This window comes from Rahnella sp. Larv3_ips, from assembly GCF_003697865.1.
In the GTDB taxonomy this organism is placed as follows: Bacteria; Pseudomonadota; Gammaproteobacteria; order Enterobacterales; family Enterobacteriaceae; genus Rahnella; species Rahnella rivi.
In genome coordinates this window covers 86,174-104,763 of record NZ_MJIB01000005.1, presented here as the reverse complement: position 1 = coordinate 104,763, position 18,590 = coordinate 86,174, and the positions used below count along the sequence as shown (strand labels likewise).

Genomic DNA, 18,590 nt, shown 5'->3' with positions numbered 1-18,590 from the left:
ACCCCCATCAATATCAATAATACCTCTATTCATTAATGACATTATATTTACGCCTCCATCAATGCCATAATTTTGGCAGGTTAATTATGGAGAGATAACGTGGAAACAGCACAGACAGAACATCAATCGGCCATGCTGCAAACAGTTGACGGGATTAAGAAATTTATCGAGAAAAGAATACCTTCCGATGTTATAAATCACAAAATAAATGCATGGGTTTTTATCTGGTATACCGGTGGCGGGAATTTAGGGCATGCGGCTATGTATATTGGTCCGATTGCTTATGAAAGTACTTATGTAAGCTGGTGGCCTCAGTTTGAAGATGACAAATTTCTTTTCAGAAAATATCCTGCCCGGGCGTCGGATGGTTATGAAAGAGATTGTTCAAGAGAAGATTGTAGCCCTGACGTTATATACGGCCTGAAATCACTTGATGAAGCGGCAATGCTTCACGCATGGCGAGAAATTTGCTTTTCAAAAGCTTCACCCTCATTTCAGTCGTTATCGAAGAATTGCGCACATATCGTGGCCAGGGTTATAAAAGCGGGTTTAGTAAATTCTCCGCTCAGACATAGTGTGTTCGGAATGTTGGACGGCAACTTTTACGTGCAAACACCTAAACGTATTGCGGTTGTTTGTAATGAATTACGTAATAAGAATATGGCGGTGAAATTAGTTTTAGCAGCAAAGACGGTGAATCTAAATCCCTTCAAAATAGCATTTCGTTTACGCTGAGTTCTCAACTATGAGTGGTGAAAATAAGGGCATCAGAGTGCCCTTATTTTTTTATCAATATCAGTCGTTGAAATACCAGTAGCCGCTGTTCACCAGTGCAGGCAACAGGGCGAGGAACGACGGATCGTCAAGCGCATCACCGAGCATTTCACGGGTCACCGTCTTGTGGCGTGCCATGGCGTCAACGGCGGCGGTTTGTTCAGACGTCATCGCTTCGCCGTTCACGTAACACACATCCCCTACGCGCAGTACGCGCAAACCACCGACGCGTTCAAGCGTTTCGCCCGACGCCATGAGTTCATAGATTTCACCCGCCTGATACGGTGGTTCCGGCGGAGCCAGATCCAGTTCATGACGTGACTGTGAGATGAATTCGCCAAACCAGCTGTTGAAATGCTCAGGGTTATTGATCAGTTCGAGCATCATGCCGCGCAGCTTATCCAGCTCGGCAGGCTGGACTTCAGCCGGATGTTCGCGCTCAACCAGATCCGGATCGGTATAACGATGGCTTCCCAGTTCACGGGAAAGGACATGATCGGCAAATCCGCTGATCATTTCGCGGGTGTTCGGCGCGCGGAAACCCACTGAATAATTGAGGGAATTCTCCAGCGAATAGCCGTCATGCGGGAAGCCCGGCGGAATGTAGACGATATCACCAGGTTCCAGTTCTTCGTCGATAATGGCCTCGAACGGCTCAACCTGAAGCAAATCCGGATGCGGACAGTGTTGTTTCATGGCGATTTTTTCGCCCACGCGCCAGCGGCGGCGGCCGGTGCCCTGAATGATAAACACGTCATATTGATCAAGGTGCGGGCCTACGCCACCGCCGGGCACCGAGAAAGAAATCATCAAATCGTCCATGCGCCAGTCAGGAATATGACGGAAAGGCGTCATCAGATGCGAGGAGGGCTCATGCCAGTGATCGACGGCCTGAACCAGTACCGACCAGCCGTTTTCGCCCAGATGATCATAGCTCTCAAATGGTCCGTGGCTGACGTTCCAGCGACCGTCCTGATTGCTGACCAGACGGCTGTCGACTTCACTTTCCATTGCCAGACCGGCCAGTTCATCCGGAGAAATAGGATCGACGAAATTTTTGAAACCGCGCTTTAACACGACAGGACGTTTTTGCCAGTAACGTTGCAGGAAATCGTTCCAGTCCAGGTCTAGTTTGTAATCCATTTTTTTTCCAAAAGAAGGTGGGTCTGTAAAGGATTATAACGGAAGGTGTTGCGGCTGCGTTGGGCAATTGCCAGCAAATTTCGTACTCCGCTGAATAAAGCACCGAAATTTGCCGGAGATTGCACCCGTCGTCTGTTATTCGAGTTCGATGCCTTGCTGTAAACCAAAGCAAACCCGCATGCTGGCCCCGCCGAGCGGGCTGTCGCCAATGATAATTTGGCCGTCGTATTGCTCGATGATGTCGTTCGCCAGAGAAAGTCCCAGCCCTTGCCCCGGACGCAGGGTATCGGCGCGCTGCCCGCGCTGGAAAATCACTTCACGTTTGCTGACCGGAATGCCAGGGCCGTCATCCTCAATCAGGATCACCAGCTGGTTTTCGGTATGCACCGCACTGATTTCCACAAACTCCAGACAGTATTTACAGGCGTTATCAATGACGTTGCCCATCACTTCCATGAAGTCATTCTTTTCGCCGACGAAGGTGATTTCCGGCGAGATATCGACGGTGATCACCACCCCTTTACGCTGATACACCTTGTTCAGCGCCGAACACAAACCGTCGAGGATCGCAGGCACCGAATGCACTTCGCGGATCAGTAAATTTTGCTCTGAGCGCAGGGTGGCCCGGTGCAGGTAATAGCCAATCTGCTGAGAGATGCGGCTGATTTGCTCGAGCATCACCGGTTCAGCTTCTTCGATGGTCATCTGTTTGCCATTGCGCAGGGCGCGCAGGGTGGACTGCAACACCGCCAGCGGCGTTTTCAGGCTGTGAGTCAGGTCTGCCAGCGTGGTGCGATAGCGATCGTAACGCCCACGTTCGCCGTGCAACAGGATGTTCAGATTGCGCACCAGCCCGAGCAGCTCGCGCGGCGGATTTTCATCCAGCGATTCGCGCTCATGGGTTTCCAGTTCGGCGACCTGATGGATCACTTCTTTGATGGGCCGTAGGCTCCAGTACGCCGCCAGCCACAGCAGCGGCACCACCAGCAATAGATTGGCCAGCAGCACATAACTGAACCATTCCCAGACCAGATCGGAACGCTGTAACTCTTGCGGGATCGTATCGACGACCACGATGTTCAGTGCCGGCAGGCGCGCCGTGGCATTGTAGGTATTCACCGCGATGGAGTGCGTCATGGCGTTGGCATCGGTGTCGTCGTAATCTTTCAGCTTGTCCTGCGCCTGCGGATTATTCCCCAACACTTCGCTGCTGATTTGCGTGTCGGTATCCAGCTCATAAAAACCCGGTTTATTCATCCAGGCCTTGTTGATCTGAGCTTCCAGTTCCGGGATGCGGCGTTCCGCCCACAGCAATTTACCGTCGGCGTCGTAAATAAACACCAGCGTGGGCGTATTAAGGTCCAGATCGGGCGGAACATTGATGGAGAGTTTGCCTTCGCGCCATTGCGCCAGACTAAAGAAGAGATTGCTCTCACCACGCAGCAGGCGATAGGCCGTTTTATCGAAACTCACCATGTAGCCAACCACCGCCACCAGCCCGTAGGCCAGTGAAAGCGCGAGCACAACGGCGGCCGTCGCCATCATAAAACGCACGCGCAGGGAGAAGGGTTTTTTAGTACGTCCTTTCATGACGCGTCCTTACGTAGTGAGGCATCAGGCGGTAGTAAACCACGTCGTTATGCGCGGATGTCGAAACGATAACCCTGGCCGCGTACCGTAGTGATCACATCTTCCGGGTGCTCTGCCTGCAGTTTTTTGCGCAGGCGCCCCATCAGGACATCCACGGTATGGCTTTCACGCAGTTCTGCGTCCGGGTAAAGCTGAAGCATCAGTGAGTCTTTGCTGACCACTTTTCCGGCATTGCGGATCAGCGTTTCGATGATGGTGTATTCGAAAGCGGTCAGTTTAATGGGATTTTCGTTAACGGTCAGTTCACGGCGGGATAAATCAATCTGGAACGGATGCAGGGTAATGACCTGTGATGCCAGGCCGCTGTTGCGGCGCATCAGCGCCTGCATACGTGCCAGCACCTCTTCCAGATGGAAAGGTTTGGTGACGTAATCGTCGGCACCGGCTTCCAGCACCGCGACTTTATCCTGCCAGCTTTCGCGGGCGGTCAGCACCAGAATCGGCAAATTTGCCTGGTGACTGCGCCAGCGGCGGATCAGGCTCAGGCCGTCTTCGCCCGGCAAACCAAGATCGACAATCGCGATATCCGGTGCATGTTCATGCAAAAAATAATCGGCTTCTTTGGCGTCTTCAGCGGCATCAACCTGATGCCCCATCTCTCTCATCTGAACTGAAAGGTGATGGCGCAACAGTGCGTTATCTTCAATGACTAAAATTCGCATGGTAATTCCTTATCCTTGTGGCGCGTAAGGCGACAGAAACATTCTGAGTGTAATTGTAAATGATTCAGAAACATTTTAATCAACCTCACATCAACGCCGTGACCGGCAATCTAAACAAAACCTAAACCAATTATAAACGGGCTTGCCGGGCAGAAGCATAAAATGTGAGATCGATCGCTGTTAAATACCAAAGGTACTATTAAGGTATTTCAAAGGTATCTTGAATGCCTGACTCTTTCCGTCGCTTTGGGTGCGTATCGCACCGCGCGGGCCCCTCATTCAGCAAGGATATAATAATGAAACGTACCCATCTGAAGCTGTCCGTTATGATGTTTATCGAGTGGTTTATCTGGGGGGCGTGGTTTGTGCCTCTCTGGCAATACCTGAATAAGCTGGGTTTTACTCCCTCCGAAATCGCCTGGTCTTACAGCAGCACCGCCATAGCGGCCATTCTCTCGCCGGTGCTGGTGGGCGTGATGGCTGACCGCTACTTCGCCGCGCAAAAAGTGCTTGCCTGGCTGCTGCTGGCCGGGGGTGTGCTGATGGCGTTTATCGCGCTGCAAACCGAATTTTCCACCTTCTTCCCGCTGCTGGTGGTTTACGCCATCACCTATATGCCAACGGTGGCGCTGACCAACAGCATTGCGTTCGCCAACATCAATGACACCGAGAAGGATTTCCCGCGCATCCGCGTACTTGGCACGCTGGGCTGGATTGCTTCCGGGCTGGTGATCGGTTTTGTGCTGCCGCCGCTGCTTGGCATGAACAACATTTCTGATACCGGGTTGCCGCTTTGGATCACTGCTATTGCCTCGCTGGTGCTTGGGGTTTACAGCTTCTGGCTGCCGGAGACACCGGCAAAAGGCAAAGGGCCGGTGGATATCAAAGCGCTGTTCGGCCTGAATGCGCTGGGCTTGCTGAAAGATCGCTCTTTCGCGATTTTCGCATTGTGCTCATTTCTGTTTTGTATGCCGCTGGCGTTTTACTACCAGTTCGCCAACGGTTACCTGACGCAGGTGGGTTTGCCCAACGCAACCGGCTGGATGACCCTTGGCCAGGTGTCTGAAATCTTCGCCATGCTGGCATTACCGTTCCTGCTCAAACGCTACGGTATCAAAAAAGTGCTGATGCTGGGCTTTGTCACAGCAGCAATCCGCTACGTATTCTTTATTTATGGCGGCACGGCGGATGTCTGGGCTTACAGCATGCTGTTCCTCGGCATTCTGTTGCACGGCGTCAGCTACGATTTCTATTTTGTCACCGGGTATATCTATGTCGATAAAAAAGCACCGCCGCATATGCGCACGGCGGCACAGGGCCTGATCACACTGATTTGTCAGGGATTGGGCAGTTTTATCGGCAACTGGCTGGGTGGCCGGGCGATGACCACTTTCGCACTGAGCACGCCGAAAAATGGCATGACGTTCGACTGGTTTGCGGTCTGGGGCGTGGGTGCTGCGATGGTTGTCGGCGTGATGCTGTTGTTTCTGCTGTTCTTTCGCGAACGCAGCAAAACCATTACCCCGATCAGCCTGAACCAGCCTTCCTAAGCATTCTTTTCACAACAGGCGGGCAGGCTGCCCCTCTGACATTGATAGCAGGAGATTTACATGACACAGCTAAGCCTTGAGAGCCGTATGCTCGGCGCGTTGTACGGACAAATGCTGGGCGACGCGCTGGGCATGCCATCGGAGCTCTGGCCGCGCGAGCGGGTTAAGCAACACTTCGGCTGGATCGATCGTTTTCTTGATGGCCCGGCAGAAAATAGCGCCGCCTGTTATTTCACCGCTGCACAGTTTACTGATGATACGTCGATGGCGCTGGCGCTGGCCGATGCGCTGCTGGAAGCGGAAGGCCGCGTCGTACCGGAACTGATTGCGCGGAATGTGATCCACTGGGTAGACAGGTTTGACGCGTTTAATAAAAACATTCTTGGCCCGAGCTCCAGACTTGCGCTGGCCGAACAGAAGAAAGGCGTGGCCATTGAGGCGCTGGAAAACAATGGTGTGACCAATGGCGCGGCGATGCGCGTTTCCCCGCTTGGCTGCGTACTGCCTTCGGCGCCGCTGGAGAAATTCTGCGAGCAGGTGTGGCTGGCGTCCAGCCCGACGCATAAATCTGATATCGCCGTGGCAGGCGCGGTGGTGATTGCCTGGGCTGTGTCGCGGGCCATTGAAGGGGCGAGCTGGCCTGAAATCCGCCTGGCATTGCCGGATATTGCGAAATATGCCCAAATGCGTAAACCCACCACTTTCAGCGCTTCACTGGCGGCACGCATCGAACTGGCTTTCGCCACGGTGCAGAAAGCCGAAGGAACGGAGCAGGCGTCTGAAGCGGTTTATCAGCTGGTTGGCGCGGGCGTCAGCACCATTGAGTCTGTGCCTGCCGCGCTGGCGATGGTGGAGCTGGCCGGAACATGCCCGAATCAGTGCGCAGTGTTGTGTGCCAATCTCGGCGGCGATACCGATACCATTGGTGCGATGGCAACCGCCATTTGCGGCGCGTTGAACGGCATTGAGGTGTTTAAGAAAGAGTGGCTGGATGAACTGAAACGGGTCAATCCGCAGAATATGACGCGCTACAGCGACGCATTTCAGCGTTTCCGCCAGCAGGCGCAGGAGGCTGAATGAGTCAGGGCCATCGCGAATTATTACAGACGCTGATGCAGGGCGACTGGCATCAGCAGGCACCGGTGATGGTCGTCGGCGCTGCGGTCATGGACATGGTTGCCAGAGCCGATGCGTTACCGGAGCGCGGCGGGGATATTGCCGCCGACGTAACCGGTTTTCACCTCGGTGGCTGCGCGCTGAATATTGCGCTCGGGCTGAAACAGCTGGGTATTCACAGCCGTAATCTGTTGCCGGTGGGCGAGGGCATGTGGAGCGATCGTCTGAGACGTGAAATGGCGGCACGGGAAGTCACCTCGGATTTGCAGGTGCGCGGCGCGGATAACGGCTGGTGTCTGGCGCTGGTTGAGCCGGACGGCGAGCGGACATTTATCTCTGTCGACGGCATTGAAAATCAGTGGCAGCCCGGCTGGCTGACCGACGCTACTCCACAAAACGGGCTGGTGTATGTGTCGGGTTATCAGTTAGGCGCGAAACAGGGAACGGTGCTGCTCGACTGGCTGGAAACCTTGCCCGATGCGGTGCGTGTGGTGGTGGATTTTGGGCCGCGTCTGGATGTGATGCCCGAAGAGCGCATTCGCCGCGTGATCCGCCCCGGCGTGATCCTGACGCTCAACGAACGGGAAGCCACGCTGCTGGGGTTTACCGATGACGCCGAAGCCTTCTGCCGTGAGCTGAATACTAAAACCGGTGAGCTGGTGGTCCTGCGCTGCGGGGAAAAGGGAAGCTATTATTTTGCGGAGGTCAGTGATTGCGGCTGGATTGCGGCGCGTAAAATCACCGTGGCTGACAGCATAGGTGCGGGTGACAGCCATTGCGCCGGTTTGCTGGCAGGGCTTTCACTCGGCCTGACACACTGGCAAAGCATGACGCTGGCAAATTGCGTGGCGGCCTATGTTGTTTCGCAGACTGGCGGGGATTGCGCGCCGACGCTGGCGCAACTGGCCAGCACGTTTGAAAAGAGTGAACCGCCGCTGTGAATCAGTCTTCGCTGATGAACTCATACATGTCGCTGCGGCAAAAGCTTTCACTGTATTCAATCGGCCGGTTTTGCCCGTCGAACAGTGTCTGCTTTATGATCAGCAGCGGCATGGGCTCAGTCAGCTGCAAAGATTGCAACGTTTCAGCGTCAGACATTGCTGCACTGACCCGGCTTTGCAGTGCGCCAAGCTCAATATTATTGCGGCTGAAATAGTCATAGAGCGAGACGCCGATATCCTGCACATCCCCGATGGCGGCCATGATCACGTATGAAACCGCCACGGACATCGGGCGCGTGTCGATGTAATGAATTCGCTTGAGCATATAAACCGGTGTGCCTTCGGTGATCGCCAGTTTGCTGGCAATCAGCGCGGATGCCGGTATCTGATCACGGCTGATCCACAGCGTATCGGGCTTGCGGCCTTGTAACATCACTTCGCGCGAAAACCCTTTCACCCCGGCCAGCGAGTAAGAAAGCCTGGCATCAACCGCTTTTTTGATAAAGGTGCCGTAACCGCGTGAGCGGCCTATGTGCCCGTCCTGTTCCAGCTTTGCCAGCGCCTTACGCACGGTGATCCGTGAGATCCCCAGCGCTTCGGTGAACTGTCGCTCACTTGGCAGGAAATCGCCGTCCTGCAAAATACCCGATTCCATTGCCTGACGAACCGATTCTTTAAAACACAAATACAGCGGCATAGTGCCTGTCTGAGCCAGATCGGTTTTCAGTTTTTCCAGCACCTGCTGGTTAGTGTCCATGCTCATACGGGCTTTTCCTGATGGCTGTAATGGCCTCTATTTTAGAAGGAAAGAGAATTTTTGCAGTGACATTTTACGCGTATGCGGGATTAAATCTGCGGGAGGGAAAAGGGGCGTTAAAGATAAATTCAAACGCCCCGCAAGGTTAATGTGTGATGACGCAGTGGCTTTCCATCCGCCACATTTTCTCGAGCGCACGTGCTTCGCCGGTGATTTCCACTACGCCCTGACTGCGGATATCCCCACTTGAGGCCCCCACGCGGATGTCAAACTCTCCGGGTTCGACCACGCGCTGCCCGTTACGCTGAGTGAAATTCAGCATGTCGGTGGGCAGGGTGAAGGTCAGCTCAGCACTTTCGCCTGCGCGCAGATGCACCCGCTGGAAGGCTTTCAGCTCCTGAACCGGGCGAACCTGCGAGGCCACGCGATCGCGAACGTACACTTGTACCACCTCGCTGCCGTCTTTATCCCCGCTATTACTGACGGTAATTTTAACGATGACGTTACCGTTCAGCGACGCTACCTGTGGCTGAACAATCGACAGTTCGCCATAACGGAATGTGGTCCATGTTTTACCGTACCCGAAGGGATAGCGTGAGCCGAAATGGAAAGCATAGGGTGTGCCGCCGCTCTTGAGTTTGTGGTTGTAGTAATAGGGCATGGCGCCCGCGCTGTGGGGAACGGATACCACCAGGCGCCCTGCAGGTTCCCGCACGCCGGTCAGCACATCGGCAATTGCATTTCCGCCTTCCTGGCCTGGTGCCCATGCCATCACCAATGCGGCGACCTGATCTTCAAGCCCGCCGAGATTATAAGGGCGGCCGCCAGTCATCACGACAACCACAGGTTTTCCTGTTGCCACCACGGCGGCGACAAGCTCCTGTTGTACGCCGGGCAGGCGCAGGCTGTCTGTATCTGACCCTTCGCCAACGGTGCCACTTTGGAACAATCCGGCCAGATCACCGACAAAGACCAGCGCGACATCGCTCTGTTCTGCGGCTTCAACCGCTTGTGCAATCAACCGGGTATCCCGTGAGACGGGGGAGGTTTGTATCGGTTTACCTGTATCACCGGGGAAGACCGGAGCACCCGCCACCCGATGTTCAATAATGTGGCAGCCTTTGGCATAGCGCAGATTCTGGCTGCTTACGCGTTCTTGTAATGCCTGTAAGGGCGTCACGACCTGCGACGCGCTGTCCTGCATATCACTGATGATCAGATGAACCGGAAAACTGTAGCCGCTGAGCAGCGCCAGCGGATCATCGGCCGTCGGCCCGATGACCGCGAGCCGTTGCTGGCCAGCCAACGGCAAAACGCCATTATTTTCCAGCATCGTGATGGAATTCACTGCGGCTTCATACGCCAGTTTACGGGTTTCGGGTCTTTGCAGCGCAATGGCATTTTCATCAGTATAAGGGTGCTCAAACAGCCCCAGACGGAATTTCTCCTGCAGAACGCGTCCGACGATCTCGTCGATTTTTGCCATGGAGATCAGACCCTGTTCAACGGCTTGCGCAAGATGGCGTGCGCAGTCATCTTTCGGCAGCTCGATATCCAGACCGGCGTTAAAAGCCAGCGCGGCGGATTCTGTGGCGTTGCGGCTGATACCATGATGCTGGTGCAGCAGACTGATGCCGCCATAATCCGCCACTATCAGACCGTCAAAGCCCCATTCTTCGCGTAGCAGCGTCGTCATCAGGAAGGCATCTGAGTGGCCGGGCTGATTATCAATATCGTGATAGGCAGGCATGACTGAACCGGCATTTGCCAGTTTCACTGCCATTTCAAACGGCAGGAGAAAGGTGTCATTAAGCTCACTAAACCCCAGATGCACCGGCGCATGGTTGCGCGCCCCTTCGCTGAAAGAGTGCCCGACATAGTGTTTCAGCGTCGCCAGCACATCGCGTTTTTCACCTTGTAAACCCCGCACAAAACGGGTCGCCATCACACCCGTCAGGTAGGGGTCTTCCCCAAACGTCTCTTCAGTCCGCCCCCAGCGTACGTCGCGGGAGACATCCAGTACCGGCGCTAACCCCTGACGGCAACCGGTGCTGCGGGCTTCATCGCCAATGGCGGCAGCGATACGTTGCATCAACGCCGGATCCCAGGTGGAGGCGTAGTTCAGCGACGAAGGAAACAGAGTGGCATCTTTGCAAAGTAAACCGACCAGACATTCTTCATGAAATAAAGCCGGAATACCCAAACGGGTTTCTTCCATTAAGGTTCTTTGCAGACGATTAAGGGCGCGAACCCCTTCTTTGGGTTCGACAATATGCGTTCCCAGCGGACGGGTAATCTGCCCGATCCCGCGTTTAAGGCGTTCGCTGAGCGCCGCCTGTTGAGTGACGCCGGCGAATTCATCGCTCAGATCGGTGCGCTCGCGATGATCGCCCGCGGCGGACAATATCAGCCAGAACGCGTGCATCTGTGCGAATTTCTCTTCTGGCGTCATTTGTGCCAGCAAATCGGCGACACGTTCAGGCACCGGACGGTGGGCATCCTTATAAATGGCAGACATGCTTTCCCCTTGTAAGTGTTGCCATCCGCACGACGGCGCGGATATGTTTTCTGACCATCAATACTGGTAGCGCAAAGCAAACACAACAATTGCCGAAACCGCCATCCAACTTATGTTTTTTGGTTTTCTCCCTTAAATGTGATGCGGCTCGAATATATTAATTTTTTTTATTACAAAAAGCAGGAATAAGCCGTGCCTGCGTCACATTTGATTAAAAGCATAAAACATAAGTGAAATATCAGAATATCCCGCCTCAATGCCAGGAATTATAAAGACAAAGGAATTCTAATTTAAAAATTAAGGTGAATGCATGTCAGCGTTAACTGAAAGGATCACCAACAAAGAAAAGCTGGGTTTTGGATTAGGTGATGCGGCAAGCCATATCGTTTTTGATTCCTCTGTCGCTATTCTGGCTTACTTTTATACAAATATTTACGGGCTTTCTCCCGCCGTGATGGGCACGCTATTTTTGGTGGTACGCATACTTGATGCGATTACTGACCCGATAATGGGCGCAATTGCCGATCAGACGAAAAGTCGCTGGGGACGTTTCCGCCCCTGGTTACTGATTATTTGTGTGCCTTTTGCCGTGAGTTGCGTATTGGTGTATTCCACACCTGACTTCGGACAAACGGCGAAAATTGTTTACGCGGTGCTGGCCTATATCTTCATGACGATCATGTATACGGCAATCAATATTCCTTACTGTTCGTTAGGGGCAGCAATTACCGCAGACCCGCAGGACAACCTGTCACTCCAGTCCTGGCGCTTTGCGATTGCTCCTATCGGTGGCGCAATGGGGACTGCACTCATCCTGCCGCTGGCTGATTTTATCGCTCCCGGCGATCGTGCCACCGGCATGCAGTGGGCGATGGGGATTTTTGGTGTGATTGGTTGCCTGATGTTCCTGACCTGCTTCCTGACGACGCGCGAGCGTATTACGCCGGTCAAAGAAGAGAATATGAATATCCTTCGGGATGTGCGTATTCTGATGAAAAATGACCAGTGGCGGATCCTGTCTGTCTATAATCTTGCCATGCTTTGTGGGGTAGTAGTTCGCGGAAGCCTGCTGGTCTATTTCGTGCAATATGTGTTGCACCAGGGCAGCGGTATTATTTCCATCTTTATGCTGGCAACGACAGTCGCTTCTGTTATCGGGAGTTTATTCGCGAAATCACTGGGTACGTGGATGTGTAAAATCCGCGCTTCCGTGTGGGTTAACGTATTAAGTGCGCTGGTCGGGTTATTATTCTTTGTACTGCCAACAGAATATTGGATCCCCGCATTTATCGTGCATATCGCGCTGAATTTATTACAGGGTATAAATGCACCGCTGCAATGGTCAATGATTACCGATGCCAATAACTATGGCGAGTGGAAAACGCAACGTCGTATTACGGGCATGAATATTGCGGCGAATATTTTCGTCATTAAACTCGGCGTGGCAATCGGTGGTGCACTGACAGGTTGGGGGCTGGCATGGTTTGGTTATCAGGCAGGCGTTGAACAACAGTCAGCAGAAGCGATACGGGGTGTATTAATTCTGTTTACCGTTTTACCGGCAATTTTCTATCTGATTACCGCGTTCTCCATCCGCTATTACCGTTTAACTGAAGACCGGATGAACGACATCATCGGTGATTTGCGTCAGAGTAAATTCCAGACCCAGAGTTAAGCCATACAAACAACACGGACGCACCCGCTGAGCAGGCGCGTCCGTGAAGAGAACATTACTTCAGTTCATCAACCATTTTGGTTGCACGGCCAATGTAATTGCCCGGTGTCATGGCTTTCAGGCGGACTTTCTCTTCTTCCGGTAATTCGAGAGAATCGATGAACGTCTGCATACCCGCAGCATCAACACGCTTGCCGCGCGTCAGTTCTTTCAGTTTTTCATAAGGCTTTTCAATACCATAACGGCGCATCACGGTCTGGATTGGCTCGGCCAGCACTTCCCAGTTGTGATCCAGTTCATTCGCCAGATTCGCTTCGTTCACTTCCAGCTTGCTGACGCCTTTCATGGTTGCCTGATAAGCGATCAGCGCATAGCCCAGACCCACGCCGAGGTTACGCAGTACGGTGGAGTCGGTCAGGTCGCGCTGCCAGCGTGATACCGGCAGTTTGCTCGCCAGGTGCTGCAATACGGCGTTGGACAGACCCAGGTTACCCTCTGAGTTTTCAAAGTCGATTGGGTTGACTTTGTGCGGCATGGTGGAAGAACCGATTTCGCCAGCGATGGTGCGCTGTTTGAAGTGGTTCAGGGCAATGTAACCCCAGATGTCGCGGTCGAAGTCGATCAGAATGGTGTTGAAACGCGCCACGCAGTCGAACAATTCCGCGATGTAATCATGCGGTTCGATCTGCGTGGTGTACGGGTTCCATGTCACGCCTAAAGAGGTCACAAACTCTTCGCTGAACTGGTGCCAGTCCACTTCCGGATAGGCAACGATGTGGGCATTATAGTTGCCGACAGCACCGTTGATTTTCCCCAGAATTTCAACGTTTTCCAGCTGCTTAAACTGGCGATCCATACGATAAGCGACGTTAGCCAGTTCTTTACCGATGGTGGATGGCGTCGCAGGCTGGCCGTGGGTGCGTGACAGCAGCGGAATGTCGCGGTATTTGTGCGCCAGACCTTTGACCGCATCAATAATTTGTTTCCAGTACGGCAGTACAACGTCCTGACGTGCCGTTTGCAGCATCAGCGCGTGGGACAGGTTATTGATGTCTTCTGAGGTGCAGGCGAAGTGGATGAACTCAGACACCGCGTGCAGGGCAGGGATGGCAGCCACTTTTTCTTTCAGGAAGTATTCCACCGCTTTGACGTCATGGTTGGTGGTCTTTTCGATGTCTTTGATGCGCTGCGCATCGTTGACATCGAAATTGGCCACTAACTGGTCAAGGAAAGCGTTTGCGTCGGCATCAAAAGCAGGAACTTCCTTGATTTCTGCACAGGCGGCCAGTTTTTGCAGCCAACGTACTTCAACCTGCACACGGAATTTCAGCAGGCCAAATTCGCTGAAAATAGTGCGCAGCGCGCTGACTTTATCACCGTAGCGTCCATCAACGGGGGAAACGGCGGTCAGTGAGGATAATTCCATCGGTAGCAACTCCTGGGATCTTATTAACAATGAGCGAGAATATTTTTCGCCTGTTCAAACAGACGATTACGGGAAAACATCAGCTGCAGGCGGCCACCGCCGACCTGATGCCACAGCACAGCGGAACGGATACCGGCCAGTAAAATAGCGCGAACCTTCGCCTGCACCTGAGAGTTTTGTAAAATGGCCGGTGAACCGGTCACCTGAATACGCGGACCGGCCGGGCTGACGACATCAACATAAATTGAGGCCAGTGAACTTATCATGGTGTCTGATTCAAGCTCATAATGTGCCAGCTGGCGGTCGAGCTGATCGATGCGTTCACCAAGCTGATTCATCGCCGGCTTATTGGCATAAAGCTTGCGCTCCAGCACCATCAGGCTTAATGCGTAGCGCGTTAACTCAGCGCCCGGCCCCTGACGGTTGGCGTTGAGTACGCCTAACAGTGTCTCCAGCCCCATCTTCAAATTGGCTTCATTATTACCGTACACCGCCAGCGTGGACGCCGGATTCATCTCCAGCAGGCTGCGCAGTGAAACTGACATTTCTTCCTGAGCGCACTGACCGTCATGTGCCAGTTGCTGAACCAGGCGTGCTGCCTGACAGATCCCCGCCAATGCCAGCGTAATGTCATAGTAATTTTTAGCCACGTTTACTCCTGTAAGCGTTTTCGAAACGATGAGACGCGGTGCCAAAGAAAATAGCCCAAACTAATGGCGACAGATCATGCCATAAAACTGCCCCTAAACACAGTTCGGAATCAGTGCAGAACGTCACAGGCGGGCAGAAATAAAGCGGGACGCCCGAAAGCGTCCCGTATTCATGCGCCAGATTGTTCAGTATCAGACCTGAAGTGGCAGGCGTTGTTCGATAATGCCGCCGCCCAGACAGATTTCACCGAGGTAAAATACCGCTGACTGGCCGGGGGTCACGGCCGCAACAGGCGCATCAAAACGCACTTCAATGCGGTCTTCGCCGAGCGGTGTCACCACACAGGGAATATCTTCCTGGCGATAACGGGTTTTCACCGTGCAGGTCAGCGGGGCGGTCAGCGTTTTGCGATCGACCCAGTGCAACTGCTGGGCAATCAGACCGACGTTCATCAGACGCGGGTGCTCGTGGCCTTGTGCGACGTAAAGAATGTTGTTTTCCACATCCTTTTCCACCGTGTACCACGGCTCTTCGCTGCCGTCTTTCTGGCCGCCGATACCCAGACCTTTACGCTGACCAAGCGTGTGATACATCAGCCCCTGATGCTGGCCCATGACCTGACCATCAACGCTTTTAATCACGCCCGGTTGTGCAGGCAGATAGCGGCCAAGGAAGTCACGGAATTTACGCTCACCAATAAAACAGATGCCGGTAGAGTCTTTTTTCTTAGCGGTGATCAGATCCAGTTCTTCCGCGATGCGGCGGACTTCCGGTTTTTCCAGTTCACCCACCGGGAACAGGCTTTGTGCGACCTGTTCGTGACCGAGCGTGTAGAGGAAATAACTCTGATCTTTGTTGCCATCGACGCCACGCAGCAAATGGCTGACACCGTCGATATCCTGACGGCGCACATAGTGACCGGTCGCGATGTAATCCGCGCCCAGATCTTCTGCTGCAAATTCGAGGAAGGCTTTAAATTTGATTTCTTTGTTGCACAGAATATCCGGGTTCGGCGTGCGTCCGGCTTTATATTCCTCGAGGAATAATTCGAACACGTTGTCCCAATATTCCGCCGCGAAATTCACGGTGTGCAGTTCAATGCCCAGTTTGTCGCACACGGCCTGTGCATCGGCGAGGTCGGTGGCTGCTGTGCAATACTCTTCGTCGTCATCCTCTTCCCAATTTTTCATGAAGAGGCCCTCGACCTGATAACCCTGCTGTTGCAAAAGGTAGGCAGATACGGAGGAATCGACACCGCCGGACATCCCGACGATCACTTTTTTCTGGCTGTTGTCAGACATAATAGTCCCGAAACATAGGAATTAATTGCCCGGCGCTGACGGTGTTTTTCAGGGTATTTGTCCCACGAGGATGAAGGCCGCGCGCGACAAAAAACACCACAGCAACCCGGACATCGGTTACTTCTTAAAGATTACGCAAAAAAGAACGCGCGAAATTTTATCACGTCAGGCCGGTTGCTGCATCGCTGATTCACAGGAAAGCAACAACCGGCCCGGCAGGTTATTCCGGCAGGTTGAAATTGTGCAGGATTTCCAGAGGGTAACGCGGGGATTGCTGGTAACAGCGGATGCTTTCCGCCACCAGCGGCGAGCGCAACTGTGAGGAACCCATAATCTCTTCGGCAGTGACCCAGCGGCACTGGTCGATGTCGTCGTCCTGCGGCGCGGTGTCGGACATGTGTGGCAGATCAATCACGAAGGCGAAACGCAGGAAGGGCGTGCCGTCCGGTGCCTGCCACTGGTGCAGACCAAGGAACGACTGAGGTTCGGCATGAATGCCCGTTTCTTCATATAATTCACGTTTCGCGGCGCTGACTAATGTTTCGTCAGCCTCCAGATGACCGGCGGGCTGGTTCCAGGTGACTTTACCGTGGACGGTTTCTTCCACCACCAGAAATTTTCCCTGAGCCTGTACGACGCAGGCAACGGTAACGTGCGGTTTAAACATGTGAAATTTCCTTCCATTGGCCGGGTTGTAAGTCGCCGAGTGTAAACTCGCCCATGCTGTAACGGATAAGACGCAGCGTCGGAAAACCCACGTGTGCCGTCATGCGGCGCACCTGGCGGTTTCTCCCCTCGTACAACGTGATTTTCAGCCACGCAGTGGGGATCGCTTTGCGCTCACGGATTGGCGGATGACGCGGCCATAACCATTCCGGTTCATCAACGATTTCAGCGCCAGCGGGCAGGGTGGCACCATCCTTCAGTACAACGCCCTCACGCAGCGCCTGAACCGCCGCAGCATCGGGTTCACCCTCGACCTGAACATAGTAAATCTTCCCGGTACGCTTGCCCGGTTGTGTCAGCACAGCCTGCAGTTTGCCATCGTTGGTCAACACCAGTAAACCTTCGCTGTCGCGATCCAGACGGCCTGCGGCATACACGTCTGTTAACGAAATGTAATCCTTTAGTGTCGCGCGACCCGCCTCATCAGTGAATTGTGGCAGTACATCGAACGGTTTATTGAAGAGAATCACTTTTCTCGGCCCTTTTGGGGCAGATTGTTCTTTGGCAGGCCGTTTGCTGAAACGTTTAACGTTGTGATTTTTAAAAGATAGCGGGTTCATAGGCATTGAAGTTAGAGAGAATTAGCGCATTATACTTGAAAAATGTTTCGGATTGGCTAGCGGGAAATATTCGAGTAGTATCAACCGGCATCTTACAAATTTTTAACAAAAATGCGCTCGAAGGAGAGGTTAATGGAAAGCAAAGTAGTTGTTCCGGCTGAAGGTAAAAAGATTACAGTAGACGCTCAGGGTAAACTGGTTATTCCTAATAATCCTGTGATCCCATTCATCGAAGGTGATGGTATCGGCGTTGACGTGACTCCAGCCATGATCAAGGTTGTTGATGCGGCAGTTCAGAAAGCCTACAAAGGTGAGCGTAAAATCTCCTGGATGGAAATCTACACCGGTGAGAAATCAGTAGAACTGTACGGCAAAGACGTATGGCTGCCAGAAGAAACTCTGGATCTGATCCGTGATTACCGTGTTGCTATCAAAGGCCCACTGACTACGCCAGTTGGCGGCGGCATTCGCTCCCTGAACGTAGCCCTTCGCCAGCAGCTCGATCTGTACATCTGTCTGCGTCCGGTGCGTTATTACACCGGCACGCCAAGCCCGGTTAAACGTCCGGAAGATACCGATATGGTGATCTTCCGTGAAAACTCCGAAGATATCTATGCGGGTATCGAATGGAAAGCTGGCTCTGCTGAAGCCGACAAAGTGATCAAATTCCTGCAAGACGAAATGGGTGTGAAGAAAATCCGTTTCCCACAGGAATGCGGTATCGGCATCAAACCTTGCTCCGAAGAAGGCACCAAGCGTCTGGTTCGTGCGGCGATTGAATACACCATCACTAACGATCGTGATTCACTGACGCTGGTTCACAAAGGCAACATCATGAAGTTCACCGAAGGTGCCTTCAAGGATTGGGGCTACCAGCTGGCGCGTGAAGAGTTCGGCGGTGAGCTGATCGATGGCGGCCCGTGGGTGAAAATCAAGAACCCGAACAATGGTAAAGACATCATCATCAAAGACGTCATCGCTGATGCCTTCCTGCAACAGATCCTGCTGCGTCCTGCTGAATACGACGTTATTGCCTGTATGAACCTGAACGGTGACTACATCTCTGATGCCCTGGCGGCACAGGTTGGCGGCATCGGTATCGCACCGGGCGCAAACATCGGTTCTGATTGCGCGCTGTTC

Annotated in this window: 16 protein-coding genes; 6 read left to right on the top strand and 10 right to left on the bottom strand. The window is 53.3% G+C overall.

From position 1 onward, the window contains the following. Positions 1-99: 99 nt before the first annotated feature. Complete coding sequence (locus ED901_RS09170; RefSeq protein ID WP_122095727.1) at positions 100-735, top strand: hypothetical protein; 636 nt, start codon at positions 100-102, stop codon at positions 733-735. A 60-nt stretch (positions 736-795) separates the two neighbouring features. On the opposite strand, the gene ED901_RS09165 is transcribed toward ED901_RS09170, so the two are convergent. The 3 genes from ED901_RS09165 to phoP all read right to left on the bottom strand — a co-directional run bounded on the left by ED901_RS09165 (position 796) and on the right by phoP (position 4,229). After that, complete coding sequence (locus ED901_RS09165) at positions 796-1,917, bottom strand: cupin domain-containing protein (RefSeq protein ID WP_122095726.1); 1,122 nt, start codon at positions 1,915-1,917, stop codon at positions 796-798. A 135-nt stretch (positions 1,918-2,052) separates the two neighbouring features. Continuing rightward, positions 2,053-3,507, bottom strand: coding sequence for a two-component system sensor histidine kinase PhoQ (gene phoQ, locus ED901_RS09160; protein ID WP_056778829.1), 1,455 nt, complete (start codon positions 3,505-3,507; stop codon positions 2,053-2,055). 47 nt (positions 3,508-3,554) lie between these two features. Beyond that, a complete protein-coding gene (phoP, locus tag ED901_RS09155) occupies positions 3,555-4,229 on the bottom strand; it encodes a two-component system response regulator PhoP (protein ID WP_056778830.1) in 675 nt (224 codons plus the stop codon). 296 nt (positions 4,230-4,525) lie between these two features. Here phoP and ED901_RS09150 point away from each other — a divergent pair, with 296 nt between their 5' ends. From ED901_RS09150 to ED901_RS09140, 3 genes are read left to right on the top strand one after another with little or no spacing between them, the layout of a single operon-like run. Further along, on the top strand, positions 4,526-5,779 hold the full coding sequence (locus ED901_RS09150; protein ID WP_122095725.1) for a nucleoside permease: 1,254 nt from the start codon (positions 4,526-4,528) through the stop codon (positions 5,777-5,779). 60 nt (positions 5,780-5,839) lie between these two features. After that, positions 5,840-6,859, top strand: coding sequence for an ADP-ribosylglycohydrolase family protein (locus tag ED901_RS09145; protein ID WP_122095724.1), 1,020 nt, complete (start codon positions 5,840-5,842; stop codon positions 6,857-6,859). After that, positions 6,856-7,836, top strand: coding sequence for a PfkB family carbohydrate kinase (locus ED901_RS09140; RefSeq protein ID WP_122095723.1), 981 nt, complete (start codon positions 6,856-6,858; stop codon positions 7,834-7,836). Before ED901_RS09145 ends, ED901_RS09140 begins: the two co-directional genes overlap by 4 nt. Before the next feature lies 1 nt (position 7,837). Here the strand turns inward: ED901_RS09140 and ED901_RS09135 are convergent, their stop codons facing one another. Together ED901_RS09135 and ED901_RS09130 are read right to left on the bottom strand one after the other, a co-directional pair. Then, entirely contained in the window at positions 7,838-8,599 is a 762-nt protein-coding gene (locus tag ED901_RS09135) for a GntR family transcriptional regulator (RefSeq protein WP_122095722.1), read from the bottom strand. Between the two features lie 139 nt (positions 8,600-8,738). Next, positions 8,739-11,111 (bottom strand): glycoside hydrolase family 3 N-terminal domain-containing protein, encoded by a 2,373-nt coding sequence (locus tag ED901_RS09130; protein ID WP_122095721.1) that lies wholly within the window; start codon positions 11,109-11,111, stop codon positions 8,739-8,741. A gap of 310 nt (positions 11,112-11,421) precedes the next feature. On the opposite strand from ED901_RS09130, the gene ED901_RS09125 reads away from it, so the two are divergent. Continuing rightward, positions 11,422-12,786, top strand: a complete 1,365-nt coding sequence (locus tag ED901_RS09125) for a glycoside-pentoside-hexuronide (GPH):cation symporter (protein ID WP_056778837.1) — start codon at positions 11,422-11,424, stop codon at positions 12,784-12,786. A gap of 55 nt (positions 12,787-12,841) precedes the next feature. Here the strand turns inward: ED901_RS09125 and purB are convergent, their stop codons facing one another. The 5 genes from purB to rluE form a co-directional block, all read right to left on the bottom strand. Further along, positions 12,842-14,212 carry an adenylosuccinate lyase gene (gene purB / locus ED901_RS09120; protein ID WP_056778838.1) on the bottom strand — a complete coding sequence of 457 codons (1,371 nt, stop codon included), beginning with the start codon at positions 14,210-14,212 and terminating at the stop codon, positions 12,842-12,844. Between the two features lie 23 nt (positions 14,213-14,235). Next, entirely contained in the window at positions 14,236-14,862 is a 627-nt protein-coding gene (gene hflD, locus ED901_RS09115; protein ID WP_056778839.1) for a high frequency lysogenization protein HflD, read from the bottom strand. A gap of 192 nt (positions 14,863-15,054) precedes the next feature. Beyond that, a complete protein-coding gene (mnmA, locus tag ED901_RS09110) occupies positions 15,055-16,164 on the bottom strand; it encodes a tRNA 2-thiouridine(34) synthase MnmA (protein ID WP_122095720.1) in 1,110 nt (369 codons plus the stop codon). A 220-nt stretch (positions 16,165-16,384) separates the two neighbouring features. Further along, entirely contained in the window at positions 16,385-16,831 is a 447-nt protein-coding gene (locus ED901_RS09105) for an NUDIX hydrolase (RefSeq protein ID WP_056778844.1), read from the bottom strand. After that, the gene (gene rluE / locus ED901_RS09100; protein ID WP_122095719.1) at positions 16,824-17,450 is read right to left on the bottom strand and encodes a 23S rRNA pseudouridine(2457) synthase RluE; all 627 of its coding nucleotides are present in this window, start codon (positions 17,448-17,450) and stop codon (positions 16,824-16,826) included. The genes ED901_RS09105 and rluE overlap by 8 nt, the downstream gene beginning before the upstream one ends. A 132-nt stretch (positions 17,451-17,582) precedes the next feature. Here rluE and icd point away from each other — a divergent pair. Next, the coding region (gene icd, locus ED901_RS09095; protein WP_240993902.1) for an NADP-dependent isocitrate dehydrogenase at positions 17,583-18,590 on the top strand (1,008 nt) is incomplete at its 3' end.